Below are 16,143 nucleotides of genomic sequence, written 5' to 3' on the forward strand. Positions count from 1 at the left end.
ATTAAGCCTCCCTTCTGACATCAACTAGCGTGCTATTACAGCAGTGTCCTGTTCCCAGGTGTTCAACTTGGTCATTCGTGACATGGCTGCTACTTCCCCCCTGCTGCTCCCACCAGCCGTTATCTAGTGAGATTACGCCTTTTTTAATATGCGTAGTTACCACCGCAATGGCTCTGTGTTCGCCTCGGTCATTAAATGTAACCGCCCATTCCCCATTCTTAATGCCTCTAGATTTAGCATCTTCTGGATGGATTAAAACATTTGGCTGGTTTCGTTGTACTTCAAGGATCCATTCATTCATTCCATGACTTGAATGCACACTACGCGCTAACTTGCGCTGAACCGCCATCAACGGGTACTTTTTGGCTAATTCAGGTGAACCTTTAACAGACTCCGTCACTTGGTAGTAAGCGACAACAGGTGAAAAGTTTTTCTTTTGCCAATCTTCAATAAACAGGTGCGCTTTTTGGGTTGATGTCCTAAAAATACCGTCTTTGAATGGTATCCAATCCCCCTCGACTGGGCGCACAGGGCCTTTTTCTAACATTTGGCGCGTGATACCAGAACCGACTAAACAGGCGTCAATATAGTGCTCTATGGGTTTATTGAATACGTCTCCAAAACCAAAACGTTCCGCTAATTGGGCAAAAATCCAATAATCGGGTTTTGCCTCACCCGCGGGCTCAACCGCTTTTTCCATTAATTGAACATATTGGCTACGTACACCTGCCATCAAACTGGTATCTTCAAAAATCGTGGTAACAGGTAGAACTAAATCTGCATATAACGCCGTCGAACTCATTAAGTTATCCGCCACAACCACAAACGGGACTTTCTTTAATGCTTCGCGTACCTTATTTGTGTTTGGTAATTGGGTCATTACCCCCATGGTCATGATCCACCAGAAATTAATCGGATGCGGTTTTTCATTGACAATAAAATCACCAACTTTCGCAACAGGAATAGGCGGGATATTTTTCACATTCGGTGCGGGGGGAACGATTGGACTAAATTTAGCCATTTGTCGAGCACCGCCAGCATCGCAAACACCCGCCCCTCGTTTTCCAATATTTCCAGTGAGTAAAGCGAGATAGAACTGACTAGCGGCAACATAAGCCCCATGTTCTGTGCGCTGAGCGCCGGACATATTTTGTACAATCATGGACGGTGTAATAGATGAGTAATCACGAGCAAGGCGGACTATCGTTTCCACAGGTACGTCTGTTTCTTCACTGACGCGAGCCACATCCCAACCTTTCGCTTGCTGATAAATTTGTTCAAAAACCGTGGTGTAACCCAAGTTATCAGGGAGTTCATGTTGGAAAAGTGCCGGTTTAATACCCGATAAATCATGGCGAACTAATTGTTTGCTTAATATATCGAAAACTAAATAGCTGTCTTTATCATCTTCATTTTGCCTAACTTGTTTTTGGTCTGCATCAACCAAATAGACAGCACCGGTATGAGCTCTGAGGAAATTTTCATCTATCCGATTTTCTTCAATGATAATTTTGATCATGCCTAAAGCAAGCGCAGTATCTGTCCCTGGAATAATTGGGATCCACTCATCGGCTTTTGCTGCGGTTTCATTAAAGCGCGGGTCAATAACCACTAATCGAGCGCCATTCTTTCTTGCTTGGTTATAATTTTTAAAATAGGCTTGCATCGTAACCGCTGGGTTATTCCCCCAACACAGGATATAACGGCTATCTGCTATCGTATCGCGGGTATCGGCATACCTCAGGCCGAGCATTGGGATCATGGCGGCTGTTACAGCAGAACAACACAGTGAGCCTGCTTGTTTCGTTGCCCCACCTAAATAATCGAAAAACGCCTTCCCCATATCATTTTTAATCGAGTCCATGTTTCCGGCATGAGTCGAAATAAACAACCCTTCATTGCCATATTTATCGATGGTCTCTCTGATATTTTTTTCAATAAGATCCAATGCCTCATTCCAACTTATTGGCTTGAATTCTGCTTTACCTTTTTCGCCTACTCGCAGTAAAGGTGTTGTGATGCGTTGATCATGATAGACCCATTTAGTTCGGCTCATACCTCGCAAGCAGCATTTAACATTAAACCCATCCGTTGCTTGAATTTTCATCAGCTTACCTTGATAGGTATATGCGGTTAGGTTGCAATGTAAACACTCCATTGCACAAGTTGAGCGGAATGTTTTGTAGTCCGACAGTTTTAGCCGCACTTTGGGTAAGGGTTGATTACTGTTACCCTGTGCATATGAACAGGGTGCAATACTTGCCAACCCGACAACACCAAGCCCTTTGAGCAGAGTTCGGCGCTTCAAACGTAGTGTATTTATAGTTTTCATTATAGTGAACCTCGACATTGCCTTTATAAGTACACTATATATATACCCCATTCACCAAAGATGAACTTGAGTAGTATCAATAATTCTATCTATTTATAGGTAATAACGCGTTACCGCTTTAGGGTTATCTTTTTGCTTTATCGGGTCGTTAGCAGCGCAAGGCAACTCATGGTAAAATACGAGGACTTGTTAAACTGAGGTTTATGTATGTCTACTCTGCAAGGTGTTAATTCTGTTGATATCGCTGTAAGCATTTTAAATTATATTGCTCAAAATGGGGGCATTGCGCGCGCAGCAGATATTTCAAAAGGTTGTGAGATATCGAAAAGCCGTCTACATAAATACCTAGTTTCACTATGCCGTACACAAATGCTGTATCAGGATATTCAAACTAGTCGTTATGGATTAGGTCGTAATTTAGCCTTCTTAGCCAATTTTGTTGAGCCTGAAGACTCTTATATCGACACCATTAATAATAGTTTGATTCAATTTCGCGATGAACAAAACGTCTCAACGGGTATTGCCACCCGCCTAGGGAAAGCACTTTCTTTAGTTAAATATAATCGCAGCTTCAAAAATATTGAAATTGACTTTTTACCTAACACCCCATTACCTGTCGTAAAAAGTGCTGCAGGGCTGGTTTATTCCGCATTTGATAGCCAATTTGGCTCGAATTCATATTCACAAGACGAAATAAACAAAGTTATCCAACAAGGCTATGCAATCCGTTACCGGCCGACAGAAGGTATTCCCGGTGCACAATCTATTGCTTGTCCTGTATTTAATCGCGAAGGCCAACTTGTTGCGGCAGCAGTAACGATGGGATTTATTGCAGAAAATGAAATGGAAAAGTTGGCAACTTCATTAATCAAACAAGTTAGCCGGTTAAATTTATAATAACTACACGTGGCCGATACTATCGACTCCAGCTATAAACTATAGCTTGAGTCAACGGTTCCAAATAAACCAAGCAAAAAATAAAGCCGAGCTTTGAAGTATCCCACTTTATGGAAGCACTTCAGTTACCTCGGCTTTATAAATTCATTACTTCACATCGATACGAGGCAATTCGCCCATTTCTTTGAGTTTTTTAGATATTTCACGACGCTCTTTAGAGAGCTCTGCGTTCTTAATAATATAATCATCAACGCGATCATCGTAATCGCTACGCATATTCGCAATAATTGCCTGAATATCTTCAATCGACATGCCTGGTTTTATATATTCACTCAAGTTATCCAGCAGTAAAACACGCTTCTGGTTATCACGAATTTTTTTCTCATTGTCGGTAATTTCACGACGAATTTTATTTTTGCGACGAAACATACGCACAAATTCCAGAACATTTTGGAAAGATGGCTTGTTAGCGTTGTCCATGTTTAAAACCCTCTAGTCAATATTTAAAACGCATTATCTATTAACACAATACATTCTAATCCTATCGTGTTACAAGTCCGTTTGGCATATTTATCAAAATATTCCACTGTAAATTGATTTCGCCTTACACTTTTACGACCAAATTTTCGGCGTGATCTTCATGAAATTTATTTATTTGTTCTTTCCCTTTGATTTATGGGACACCAGCCCATCACCTCTGAGGCAAAATGCAGATAATATCGTCGTAATAATCACAAATACTCCCATAACAAGATAAGTATGAGCAAAACCAATTTTGTCATACCCCCAGCCTGCTAATGGAGACAAAAGACTTGCAACAACAGAACTCATGCAACTAAAACCAACCAAATAAAGTGTCGATGATAAACGCTTATCAAAATGAAGACTGTTATATTTAAAAATTGCGACTAAAAGAATTGGGAGTTCAACGGCATGCAGTAATTTCATTATCGATATCATAATTGCACCATCAGCTAAGCCTGACCCCATAATGCGTAACGCCATGACTGAACTAGCAAATAATAATCCATTTTTAGCACCGATACAGTTGACGATAAATGGCGCTATGAACATGCCTCCCGCCTCCAAGAAAACCTGCAATGAATTTAGATAACCGTACATCTCATTACCTAATTGTTCACTTTGGAACTGATGAACAAAATACACCATAAATTGCTGGTCATAGACGCTGTATATGCAGGTTCCTAATACAAATAATATTAAAGCCCAAAATTGAGGCTGCACAAATAATTGTAAAGCATCTTTCACCGTTATGGCGGAAGGCTTACCGTGTTCAAGACGATTATAAGCCTCCGTATTTACTGTTTTTAATCTCAATAAAATAACTAAAAATAATAAGCCTGAAACGGTTGCCATAATAAAATTGTAGTCGGCGTTTACGTTAATATTGCGTCCAGCAAAAAACGTTGCAGTGGCCCATCCCAGTGAGCCCCACATCCTCGCTTTTCCATATTCAAAATTATGTAATCGGCTGACCCGTTCAGTATAAGATTCAAGTACACCAATCCCTGCGTGAAAGGTGATGCCAATAAACAAACCACCGATAATACTGCCTAAAAGTACATTCCATTTTAACAGCGTACCGAAAACCATAAAAAATGGCCCTGATGAAATTAGCAGTACGGCAATAAATAGCAGTAAATTTTTTCGTAAGCCTAATTTGTCCTGTATAAATCCATAAAGTGGCTGAGCGCAAAGCGCCACAATTGAAATGCAAGAGAAAATAAACCCCGTATCTGCGCCATCTAAGCCAACATATTTACGCAGCCAAATTGCGACGACAGAAAATATTGATGACCACGTGAAAAAGAAAAAAAACAATAATGCACTCAACGAGGCATAACACTGTTTTGACTCACGCTCCATATTTCACCACCTGTCCCAAATTATCCTGATTAAGCCGCTATTAATTCCACTCTCTCAATATCAGATAGCGTTGGTTTAGCTTTCACAGTAGATAAGGTATCATTAATCAACAATGTATAGTGATACCAATCAATTAACCACTATCAACCTATTATATAACCATCAAAATGGTGAAAACGTTGCAAGATAATAAAAAACAACCTACTTTTTTTATTCATGACTATGAAACCTTTGGTAAACGCCCTGCTCTCGATAGGCCTGCGCAATTTGCAGGCGTTCGTACCGACCTTGATTTTAATATCATTGAAGAACCTGAGGTTTTTTATTGCGCTCCGGCTGATGATTATTTACCACAGCCAGAAGCCGTCATGATCACAGGGATCACCCCACAGGTAGCATTATCTCAAGGCGTTAATGAAGCCGAGTTTGCTAAACGAATTCATGCAGCTTTTAGTGTCCCTAATACCTGTATTATGGGTTACAACAATATCCGTTTCGATGATGAAGTTACCCGTAATATTTTTTACCGAAATTTTTACGACCCATATGCTTATAGCTGGCAACAAGGAAATTCGCGTTGGGATTTGCTCGATGCTTTGCGGGCCTGTTTTGCGCTTCGTCCTGAAGGCATTCAATGGCCAGAAAATGAAGATGGCCTACCGAGTATGCGTTTAGAACATTTGACCAAAGCAAATGGGGTTGCTCATGAAAATGCTCACGATGCAATGTCTGACGTTTTAGCCACTATTAATATGGCAAAACTGTTGAAAGCTGCTCAACCGCGAATGTTCGACTATTTTTATCAGTTAAGAAATAAAAACAAAATAAGCCAACTTATTGATATTGTAGAAATAACACCATTAGTTCATGTGTCTGGTATGTTTGGCGCATTGCGTTCTTATGTTAGTTTAGTTGCACCTCTTGCTTGGCATCCTGACAACAAAAATGCCGTCATTATGTGTGATTTATCTGCCGATATCTCCCCCTTAATTGAGTTAGATGTTCAACAGTTACGTACTCGCTTATATACACCTAAAGCCGAACTGGCTGGCGAGTCTCCTGTTCCTGTAAAATTAGTGCATATTAATAAATGCCCTATTTTAGCGCCAGAAAAGACACTGCGCCCAGAAGATGCACAGCGAACTGGTGTTGACCGTGACTTATGTATGCGCAATCTGGAAATCTTACGTAAAACTCCTGACATTCGTAACAAACTAATTGAGTTATTTAGCGAACCTCAAATATTCGCAGAGTCCGATGATGTCGATACACAAATTTATAATGGTTTCTTCGGTACTTCTGACCGTTCGACCATGGATATTATTCGTGAAACATCCCCACAGAACTTGCCTGCATTGGAATTAAGTTTTGAAGATAAGCGTTTGAAAGAACTGTTTTTTCGATATAAAGCACGTAATTACCCTGCAACACTATCTTATGATGAGCAGCAACGCTGGTTACAGCACCGTAGGGACTACTTTAATGAAGAACGTTTAACAGACTATATGCAACAAATACAGCAACTGCTTGTAGAACATCAACATGATGAAAAGCGTTGTCAGCAATTAAAAGCATTGATTAATTATGCGAGAGATCTCGCCAGTTAATTTATCAATAAAAAAGGCAGATATTGTACTATTCCCAATACCTGCCTTACTTCATTTATATAGCGGGTTTATTACTGGTCATGAGTATGACCACAGCCACAATCTCCTTCCCAATTTTTCCGTTTCGTTGTTTTACCTAAACCTGGATTCATTGTGTTTGTGGGATCAGATTGCTTATAGAATGATTTCAGTTGCTCAGGTGCTTTATATAAATGACCGACGTTATGTTCAGCCGGATATTGAGCGCCTCGTTCATCTAATAACGCTAACATTTTTTCTTTTAGTTCTTTCGGGTCAACGCCTTTTTTCAAGACATAGTCTTGGTGCATAACATGGCACATAAAATGACCGCAGTATAATTTATGAACTAATAATTTTTCAATTTCTGGTGGTAATGTTTCAAACCAATTTCTATCATTACGACGCAATGCAATATCGAGAGGCAATACATCTTCCACATCTTTATTATGAACAGCATGATAACGAACCGCAGAACCCGCAGCAGCAAAGCGGTGCAAAAAGGCTTTTGCGCCCTCTTCTGGCGTACATTCAAAATAGCCGCCATCTGCGTTTGAAAAATAAGATTTTAGCCAAACTTTAGCTTCATCAATGCCGTCTCCAGCCATTTTCAACATTAAATGGTGTTCATAACGATCACGGAACTCTTTCATGCGAGGCGGTAAGTGGGAAGGCCATAATTTACTGAGAACCTGCATGGTACGGTCAATCAGATTTGATGGTAGGAATGGGACTTTATTTAATACTGCATCAATACGCCCTTTAAGAGTGAAAAACATTGGCATTTTGTCAGTACCGAATTTATCAATCATTAAAAAGGTATCTTTACCATAAACCTCTGCAATATCGAAACAACCACGATGCATATATTCCCCTGCAACTGGCAGGTTTTTAAATTCACTCAGAATATAACGACGTATATCTTCCAAAACATCTGGATTGTTAGAACCAATATAAAATACTTGTGTTCTTTTATCTGCTGGGAAGGTATCTAAACGAACAGCAAATACCGCTAGTTTACCCGCGCAGCCAGAAGCTTCAAATAGACGTCGTTCATCCGCATTGAAACGTGACGGTGTATCGGCATCGACATCACGAACGCGTTCCGCATATTCATGGTCAGACGCTAGTTTATCGCTCACTTGCACGTCTTCGCTGCTATAACCACGATTTTGTAAATTCGTCAGGATCTCTTCTGGCGTATTCCCCAAATCAATACCGAGGTGATTGACAAGCTCTACTTTGCCATCATCATTCACTCGCCCATACAGAGCCAATTCAGTATAGGCAGGGCCTCTGCGCACCAATGAACCACCAGAACTGTTGCAAATACCACCGACAACCGAGGCACCAATACATGAAGAACCAATCAAAGAGTGCGGCTCGCGCCCTAATGGTTTCAGAATTTTTTCCAGATCGTACAAAGTACTTCCTGGCATCGCAACAACTTGGTTAAACTCAGGTAAAACTTGAATTTGGTTTAGTTTCAAGGTGCTAATGATGACGATATCGCGATCATAATCATAACCACTCGGAGTTGACCCTTCGGTTAACCCTGTATTAGCCGCTTGCATCAGCACAATTTTATCTGCTTCAACACACGCCTTGAAGACATACCACTGTTCAAGCAATGTTGTTGGAAATACAACTGCGATTGCATCGCCCATACCAGAGCGGAAGCCTTTACGGTAACGTTCTGTTTTATGTGGCTCTGTTAAAATATTTTTTTTGCCAACAATATTCCTAAGCGTCAGTAATAACCGTTGATTCTCAGGTTTCTTTGCATCATTCATTTGTGTGCCTTATTAATCGAATTCGTAATTATCATAGTTATGCATTATGTGTTGTAACAACAATATCACATAATATTATGATGTTAATAGGCTACACGCTTTATCTTAAATAATTCTTAACGGGTAAAAAAATAGCGCCTCAAGGACGCTATTTGATCAATTCTAATTCTGAGTATATTCAAAATAGTTCGCGTTGTAGCAAGGCGCCGAGCAAAACGATCATGGGGAGCATACATAAGTATGTGACCCATGTCGTTTTGAGAACGCAACGCAGTTACGGCACGAAATATGAAGAATATAGCTAGATGTCGCTCATCTGTGGCATAGGCCGCTTAAACATACGTGTCAGCACCGCCATATAGACCAAACCAACTGCTGTCCAGATCAACCCATAAACCATTGAGTCTTCTTCTATATTCAGCCATAACACACACACTGTCAGTGTACCAATAACAGGCAGGATCAAGTAGTTTAGGATATTTTTGAAGCCTGTCATGCGGCGTTCACGAATAAAGAATTGGCTAATGACCGAAATATTTACAAAGGTAAACGCGATTAGTGCACCAAAGTTAATTAATGCTGTCGCAAAATCCATTTCAAACCAAATAGCGCCTAATGCCAAAAAGCCAACCAATAATACGTTGTATGCCGGGGTGCGCCATGTTGGGCTTACGTAGCCAAAGACTTTTTCTGGGAATACCCCATCACGTCCCATAACATACATTAAACGCGCACTACCTGCATGAGCGGCCATGCCTGATGCTAATACGGTAACACATGAGAACACCAGAATGATTGACTGGAAGAATGTACCAGCAACAAAACGCATAATATCTGGCTGTGTTTCATTAATATTCTTAAAGCGTGATACATCAGGGAAGTATTGCTGTAAGAAGAACGAAACCGTAATAAAGATAACCCCACCGATTAACGCGGTTAAGAAAATAGCGCGAGGAATAACTTTACCAGCATTCGGTGTTTCTTCTGAGAGTGAACTTAACCCGTCAAAACCTAAGAATGAGAAACAGAGGATTGTTGCCCCAGCAATGAGTGGGATCATTTCCGTTTTTTCATTAGCAAATGGGTTAAAAGTCCAAATTTCTCCCGTTCCTTCACCGTTAGAAACACCGTGGATCACAAGCCCCGTAAACACCACCATGACACCCACTTGAATGATGGCAATGACGGTACTTAAGTTTGCAATTACGTTAATCCCACGTAAGTTGGCTGCAGTCATTAAAATAACCAGCCCAACAACGAAGATTGCCGGTTCCACATTAGGGAAAATATCTTGTAAATAAATTTTAGCCAATAATATGTTGATCATTGGCATAAAAATATAGGACAGCAAGGATGTCCAGCCCACCAAGAAGCCAATATGTGGGCTCATTGATTTTTGGGCATAAGTGTACGCTGAACCGGCTGATGGGAAACGTTTCACCAATTTACCGTAGCTCAGAGCAGTAAACAGTATCGCAGCAAGTGCAATAATGTATGAAGTTGGAACATGTCCACCGGTTTTATCTGACACCATTCCGAAGGTATCAAATATCGTCATTGGCTGGATATACGCAATACCGATCATGACCACTTGCACCAATGTTAAGGTTTTTGCAAGTTGTACGCGGTTATTCGCACCCGTTTGATTGTGACCGATGTCTAATGGAATTGGCGTATTATTTTGCACGTCTAAGCCCTCCCATAACTTTCGATTGCATACTACTTCGGCTTAATCGACAGTTACTGGGAAGACTTTGCATCTGCCTATAGGCAGAGAAAAACGAAGAAAGGGAGAAAGGCGTGTGAGCGAAGCCACCGAGAGCCCCGTAGTCATCGATACGGCAGCCGCCAGCGCCTGGCCCTGCTGCGAATGCGAAAAAGTAAGCCATAAAAGCATTCCTCAAATCGGTAGCGAAAAATGTTTGCTACACGTAAATATTAAAATTATCTCTCCGGCTCTATGTCCGGCCCCGCTAGAATGAACGTTCCTAAAAACAAAAAAACCGATGCTTCATTTGATTAAGCATCAGTTATTTTTTAGTTCGCGCATTTTGCACGCCATAACTCGAAATAGCAAGTTAAATTGTTAACAAATCACCCTATTTTCTATGAGAAATTTTGATTATTTCTGGCTTTTTGCCATATCTGCTTATAAGTTCTTTTTCTTATGATTTTTATCAAGTTTTAATCAACAAAAAACCCTTTGGTGAGAGCCAAAGGGTTTGGGTTAATCGAGATAATTTTTTCGATTAGAAGTTGTAGTTGATACCGATATTGTAACGACGGCCTTCTAATTCAGCGCCGTAAGTCGCATTATCGATTCGGCGATCTAAGACGTTATAGACACCACCAACAATGTTTGCGTTCTTGTTAAGCTGATAACTCGCACCTAAATCAAATAAAGCATAAGATGCTGTACCACTTGCCATTTTTTGTCCACGGCCTTGGTACTCAGAGGTTTTACCGCGGAAATTCATACGCGTCCACGTTTCTAAATCTTCAGTGGTTTGCCATGTCAGTGTAGAATTAGCCATATGTTTAGGCTGTTTATTTAATGGCTTACCTTTATTTACACCACTTTTTTGTTCAGTATCTGTATAAGTGTAGTTAGCTGCGAAGCTTAAGTCATCCACAATACGCCAGTTGAAAGTTAGTTCAACACCGCGCATTCTTGCTTTATCAACGTTTGCTTTGTCACTAATAAAACGATATGGTTTTCCAGGTTTATCACCTTCACCATCTTGAGGTACTGTACATGCTCTTACTGTGCTACTATTTTCTTCACAACGCCTAACTTCAGTAATTTTATCTTTAAAGTCAGTGTTATAGATAGTTATCCCTGCAGTAATATTATCTTGGTTATTCCAAATAACACCAATTTCTTCAGTAATACTTTTCTCTGGTTTCAAATCAGGATTACCATAAATAACGGCATTTCCTGCTCTACCGCCTGTTGCTTGTCCCCAGTTTGCAGACGATTCACGTAAGCTTGGTGCTTTATAACCTGTAGTTACCCCGCCTTTAATGGTCCACTGTTCATCAGCATGCCATACACCATACAGACGCGGAGTCCAGTGTGAACCGTAGTTTTCGTCTTTATCCATACGGATACCGCCCGTTAATGCAAAATCATTCGTCATTAACCATTCATCTTCTGCAAATAACGCCCAGCTGTATCGTTCAAGCTGATTATACTGTTTGAATTTATTACCTTCGTCTTTCAACTTCTCTTTACGATATTGACCGCCAATACTTAAACTATGATCCCCCAGTAAAAAAACGCTTTGATTACGGAAAACAAGGTCTTCTGCCGTCATTTTACGGCCTGGGTTTTTTGTCTCATCGTATTGAACATAGGTATCTGTTGAGGCAATATCATAAATACCCGTATGGGTTAATGCCATATGAGTCAATTCATATTTGCTAAAACCGCTACCGTCACCTCTTTTGCTGGTATAACCTTCACGGTCATCACGGTGTTGGTTATCACGTTTGAACTCTGCATCGAAGGTATTTTTGTCATCTGGAGTTAACGATACCGTCGCTCCGCCACTTGCCATAATTTGGCGGTTAAAGCCATTAATAATTTTATCTTCACCACGATGTGAATATTGGCCTTGTAGTTTTACACCTAGCAAACCATCAATTAATGGACCTGATGTATAGAAGCTGCCTTGCCCTGTATTACCGGAATTTTTGCGTTCTGTAATTGTGGCATCTGCCCGTAAACTGGTCGTCCACTCTTGTTGCACACGGCGAGTGATAATATTGATAACCCCACCCATCGCATCTGAACCGTACAGCGATGACATTGGGCCGCGTACCACTTCAATACGCTCGATCGCTGGTAATGGTGGTAACCAACCTTGCTCAATACCTGAACCGTCACTATTTGGGCGTGTGCTGCGTGTATCTACACGTTTACCATCGATTAAAATCATGGTGTATTTTGCATCCATACCACGGATGCTAATATCAGAGCTACTGCCGCCACCGGTGACTAAAACACCCGGTACATCTTTTAATGCGTCAGTTACATCACGATAAGCTTTAGTTTCGAGTTGTTCGCGAGTGACTACAGAAATAGACGCAGGTGCATCTTCAATTTTCTGTTGATAACCTGATGCGGTTGTCACATAGATTTTATCATTACTGTCATCAGCAAATGCAGGTGCCGCAGCGATAGCCGCAATTATGCTAATTGCCACTTTTCTTTTATTAAAAACAACCATTCCCAACTCTCCAAGAGATATTTTGTTTTATATATGAATTGATTTGCTCACATTGATTTCATTGAATCAAAAATATCTTTTTTATTATTTAGGCATTGAAATACCCATAGGAAATTCATGGTAAAAAACCATTATATAATTCAATTAAATTTCCTGTGGGTAATTACTATTAATGAATATTTAAATTGTTTATTTTCAATATTGCTTTCTCTCCTTTTATTTAATGTACTTGCCAAGTGCGGCAAGTACATTATTTTATTACGATATTAACTCGCCAGTTTATCAACCAGCCCATCAATCAGGACTTGTGGAACACCTTGCGAACAACGTTCGATGCGACCACGTACACCATAAACTTCAGCAAGGCTTTCCGGTGTAATAACCTCAGCAGGTTCGCCTTGTGCAATTAAATTACCCTGCTTCAACATTAATATATGCTCTGCATGTTTAAGCGCAATATTAATATCATGAACTACCACAACCGTGATTATATTTCGGCGTTTGGTTTCTTTCGCCACTAAATCCATCACATGATATTGGTAATTTAAATCCAGCGCACTTAAGGGCTCATCTAATAACAATAAGTTGGGTTGACGAATTAAAGATTGAGCCAAGCCGACTAATTGTTTTTGACCACCAGAAAGTTGGTCTAAATAACTTAACGCCAAATGTTCAATACCCAATTGGCGTAATAGCCCCATCACTTCGTCTTTACTATTTTCATTGCTCAAACCGCCTGACGCACGTTGAGCAACAATAACAGACTCAAGAACATACAGGTGCACACCAGCAGGTAACGTTTGCGGTAAATACACCACATTTTGTGCCCGCTGGGCAAAGCTCTGTTGGGTTAAGTCCTGACCATCCAGTAGCAGCTGCCCTGTGGCTTTGTTTAACCCCGCCAATGAACGCAACAACGTGGATTTACCACTGCCATTAGGCCCAAGTAATACCGTGATCTTGCCTCGAGGCAAAATATCCGTCGATAAATTCTCAATTACGGGGCGTTTTGGGTAGCCTGCATTAAATTGATTAATAATCAGGCCGCTCATGATACGTTCCCTCTATGACGTAAAATAATGCTTAAAAAGAACGGTACCCCCACTAACGATGTCACAATCCCAACAGGAATAATCACACCCGGAATAATATTCTTCGACGCAATTGACGCCATGGATAAAATTAACGCCCCAATTAATGCACTTGCAGGCAGATAAAAGCGGTGATCTTCACCAAAAATCAACCTTGCAATATGCGGTGCGACTAAACCAATAAAAGCGATAGGGCCAACAAATGCCACCGCTAACGCCGATAAAATACTGATGCGTAATAATGTTGTTAGCCTTAAACGACGCACATCAATACCAAAACTGATTGCCCTGTCCTCGCCCAACCTTAAAGCCGTCAGTTTCCATGAGCTCATCATGGCAATCGGGAAAATAAGTGCGAACACTAGCGCCATCACACCCAGTTTAACCCAAGTTGCTTTTGATAAACTCCCCATCGTCCAAAAGACTAAACCTTGCAAGGTATCTTCCGTCGCGATGAATTGCATCATAGAAACCAATGCATTAAAGGTGAACACGAGAGCAATACCAAACAATACAACACCTGAAGTTGCTACGCGCGTCCAACGGGTAACCGCGTCTAACATCAAAGCGGCTAACAATGCAAAAATAAAGGCATTCGCTGATATCACCCATTGGTCAGGCACACCTGGAATTGCAATGCCAGAAACAATCGCTAATGCGGCACCAAAAGCCGCGGCATTAGAGACCCCTAACGTAAATGGGCTCGCTAACGGGTTATTGAGGATAGTCTGCATCTCAGCGCCAGCAAGCCCTAATGACATGCCAATCACCACTGCCATCAACGCGTATGGCAACCGAATATCCCATACGATGACGCGTGTTCCTGCATCAACGACCTCTGGGGTCATCAACGTTTGCCATAAACGCTCAAGAGATAAACCTGATGGCCCTAATGTAAAATCAATAACCAGTGATAATAAAATTGCCGCAACGATGACCCCTAGCCAAGTCAACCGACGACGTAACATATTTTGATAATGTATTTTTACATTATCGTCAGCCTGAATCGCTGATTTTTCAGCCACAACTATTGGCTCGCTCGTCATACTCATCAATTCTTACCCGTTTTCATTACTTTTCGCTGACCCAATATACACCTGTTGGTTCGATGGCGAGAAACTCTCTATGCAATTGCTCCAGCGTTTTTTGCGGCTCAAGGTCGGTAAATTGTTCTGGATAGAACCACTTAGCGAAAACTTGCGTCGCAATCACATTGTACGGAGAGTTATAGTAATTGTGCCAGATAGCATAATCTTGCTTATCTTTAATGGCTGATAACGCGCTAATTCCTTTACGTTCAGTTATTTTTTTCAGGCTTGCTTTCGCATCCGCTAATGAGCTTTGCGCACCTAATTGAACGCCTGCATCTTTACTACCCGGTGCTTTTGCCCCTGATGCAATATAAATATTTGGGTCTGCTGCGATGATTTTCTCTAAATTCATTGTACCAAGTGCACCCGGTAAAACGCCTTTTGCGATATTTTTACCACCTGCTAGGTCAATAAAATTCCCCATATTTCCATCGCCAGCCGTGCCACAGCAATCTTCAAAGGCACCTGCACGTAATTCAATAAAAACACTTGGTTTTTTATCGTCTGGTATTTTAGAGGTGATGTCAGTGACTAATTTTTGGTTTTTTTCATAAAAATCGACATACTTATTTGCTGCCTGTTCACGGTTTAACGCTTTGCCGAGTAAACGCATACTTGGCAATGTGTTTTCCAGTGGCTTATCACGGAAATCCACGAATACAACAGGTACTCCCGCTTTTTCAAGCTGGTTAACTAATTCACTATTTTTACCCGGCCCATGGCCTGATAACCCAAAAATCGCGATATCTGGATTTAGGGTTAATACTTTTTCTGAACTGACGCTATCTGCACTGGTATTACCAATCAGTGGGATATTATCAATTTCAGGAAATTTAGCTTTATAGGCAGCGTAGGTTTGTGGATCTAGTTTTCGAAGATCACCTTGCCAACCTACAATTCGGTCAATAGGTTTATCACCTTCCAGCAGAGCTATTGCACTAAATAGGCGTCCCTCACCTAATAAAATGCGATTAACATTATCAGGAACTTCAACTGTACGGCCTGCAATATCAGTGACTGTTGCAGCCCAAGCACTCATACTGGCACTTGCTAATAACGCTAAACTTATCCCTTTTACTACCGACCTAGCTACAGACTTCTTGGCTACCGACGACATAGTATTAAGCTCCACTATTAACCTCATTGACTTACCTTTTTTTTATGCGGTAACAATAAAGCAAATAAGAATACTTAT

The 16,143-nt window shown here is 40.8% G+C and carries 12 protein-coding genes; 2 read left to right on the plus strand and 10 right to left on the minus strand.

The features are described from left to right. Nucleotide 1 precedes the first annotated feature (1 nt). Nucleotides 2–2,332, minus strand: a complete 2,331-nt coding sequence (locus M0M83_RS11905) for a molybdopterin-containing oxidoreductase family protein (protein WP_125891213.1) — start codon at nt 2,330–2,332, stop codon at nt 2–4. Between the two features lie 207 nt (nt 2,333–2,539). Between M0M83_RS11905 and M0M83_RS11910 the strand changes: the two genes are divergently transcribed. Then, the gene (locus tag M0M83_RS11910) at nt 2,540–3,229 is read left to right on the plus strand and encodes a helix-turn-helix domain-containing protein (RefSeq protein ID WP_125891214.1); all 690 of its coding nucleotides are present in this window, start codon (nt 2,540–2,542) and stop codon (nt 3,227–3,229) included. 147 nt (nt 3,230–3,376) lie between these two features. Here the strand turns inward: M0M83_RS11910 and tmaR are convergent, their stop codons facing one another. After that, the gene (tmaR, locus tag M0M83_RS11915; protein ID WP_004253179.1) at nt 3,377–3,709 is read right to left on the minus strand and encodes a PTS system regulator TmaR; all 333 of its coding nucleotides are present in this window, start codon (nt 3,707–3,709) and stop codon (nt 3,377–3,379) included. A 171-nt stretch (nt 3,710–3,880) separates the two neighbouring features. Beyond that, nucleotides 3,881–5,116 (minus strand): MFS transporter, encoded by a 1,236-nt coding sequence (locus M0M83_RS11920; protein ID WP_248466636.1) that lies wholly within the window; start codon nt 5,114–5,116, stop codon nt 3,881–3,883. 167 nt (nt 5,117–5,283) lie between these two features. Between M0M83_RS11920 and sbcB the strand changes: the two genes are divergently transcribed. Continuing rightward, complete coding sequence (sbcB, locus tag M0M83_RS11925) at nt 5,284–6,723, plus strand: exodeoxyribonuclease I (RefSeq protein ID WP_413776181.1); 1,440 nt, start codon at nt 5,284–5,286, stop codon at nt 6,721–6,723. 71 nt (nt 6,724–6,794) lie between these two features. Here sbcB and dld read toward each other — a convergent pair whose 3' ends face one another. The 7 genes from dld to M0M83_RS11960 form a co-directional block, all read right to left on the minus strand. After that, the gene (gene dld, locus M0M83_RS11930; RefSeq protein WP_248466637.1) at nt 6,795–8,534 is read right to left on the minus strand and encodes a D-lactate dehydrogenase; all 1,740 of its coding nucleotides are present in this window, start codon (nt 8,532–8,534) and stop codon (nt 6,795–6,797) included. A 301-nt stretch (nt 8,535–8,835) separates the two neighbouring features. Next, nucleotides 8,836–10,221, minus strand: coding sequence for an APC family permease (locus M0M83_RS11935; RefSeq protein WP_125891223.1), 1,386 nt, complete (start codon nt 10,219–10,221; stop codon nt 8,836–8,838). Then, nucleotides 10,211–10,423 (minus strand): hypothetical protein, encoded by a 213-nt coding sequence (locus M0M83_RS11940; protein WP_004253162.1) that lies wholly within the window; start codon nt 10,421–10,423, stop codon nt 10,211–10,213. The genes M0M83_RS11935 and M0M83_RS11940 overlap by 11 nt, the downstream gene beginning before the upstream one ends. Before the next feature lie 360 nt (nt 10,424–10,783). After that, on the minus strand, nt 10,784–12,766 hold the full coding sequence (locus M0M83_RS11945) for a ligand-gated channel protein (RefSeq protein ID WP_248466638.1): 1,983 nt from the start codon (nt 12,764–12,766) through the stop codon (nt 10,784–10,786). A gap of 266 nt (nt 12,767–13,032) precedes the next feature. Then, nucleotides 13,033–13,821 (minus strand): ABC transporter ATP-binding protein, encoded by a 789-nt coding sequence (locus M0M83_RS11950; RefSeq protein ID WP_125891225.1) that lies wholly within the window; start codon nt 13,819–13,821, stop codon nt 13,033–13,035. After that, nucleotides 13,815–14,909: a FecCD family ABC transporter permease gene (locus tag M0M83_RS11955; protein WP_213912574.1), complete on the minus strand. Its 1,095-nt coding sequence runs from the start codon at nt 14,907–14,909 to the stop codon at nt 13,815–13,817. Before M0M83_RS11955 ends, M0M83_RS11950 begins: the two co-directional genes overlap by 7 nt. Before the next feature lie 19 nt (nt 14,910–14,928). Next, the gene (locus M0M83_RS11960; RefSeq protein WP_213912573.1) at nt 14,929–16,065 is read right to left on the minus strand and encodes an ABC transporter substrate-binding protein; all 1,137 of its coding nucleotides are present in this window, start codon (nt 16,063–16,065) and stop codon (nt 14,929–14,931) included. Nucleotides 16,066–16,143 lie beyond the last annotated feature (78 nt).

It is taken from the genome of Providencia rettgeri (genome assembly GCF_023205015.1).
Lineage (GTDB): Bacteria > Pseudomonadota > Gammaproteobacteria > Enterobacterales > Enterobacteriaceae > Providencia > Providencia rettgeri_E.

What these genes read in the sequence shown, in the direction of transcription:
- M0M83_RS11905 (WP_125891213.1), bottom strand. Translation starts at nt 2,332, where the DNA reads ATGAAAACTATAAATACACTACGTTTGAAGCGCCGAACTCTGCTCAAA.
- M0M83_RS11940 (WP_004253162.1), bottom strand. Translation starts at nt 10,423, where the DNA reads ATGGCTTACTTTTTCGCATTCGCAGCAGGGCCAGGCGCTGGCGGCTGC.
- M0M83_RS11910 (WP_125891214.1), top strand. Translation starts at nt 2,540, where the DNA reads ATGTCTACTCTGCAAGGTGTTAATTCTGTTGATATCGCTGTAAGCATT.
- dld (WP_248466637.1), bottom strand. Translation starts at nt 8,534, where the DNA reads ATGAATGATGCAAAGAAACCTGAGAATCAACGGTTATTACTGACGCTT.
- M0M83_RS11945 (WP_248466638.1), bottom strand. Translation starts at nt 12,766, where the DNA reads ATGGTTGTTTTTAATAAAAGAAAAGTGGCAATTAGCATAATTGCGGCT.
- tmaR (WP_004253179.1), bottom strand. Translation starts at nt 3,709, where the DNA reads ATGGACAACGCTAACAAGCCATCTTTCCAAAATGTTCTGGAATTTGTG.
- M0M83_RS11920 (WP_248466636.1), bottom strand. Translation starts at nt 5,116, where the DNA reads ATGGAGCGTGAGTCAAAACAGTGTTATGCCTCGTTGAGTGCATTATTG.
- sbcB (WP_413776181.1), top strand. Translation starts at nt 5,284, where the DNA reads ATGGTGAAAACGTTGCAAGATAATAAAAAACAACCTACTTTTTTTATT.
- M0M83_RS11960 (WP_213912573.1), bottom strand. Translation starts at nt 16,065, where the DNA reads ATGTCGTCGGTAGCCAAGAAGTCTGTAGCTAGGTCGGTAGTAAAAGGG.
- M0M83_RS11955 (WP_213912574.1), bottom strand. Translation starts at nt 14,909, where the DNA reads ATGAGTATGACGAGCGAGCCAATAGTTGTGGCTGAAAAATCAGCGATT.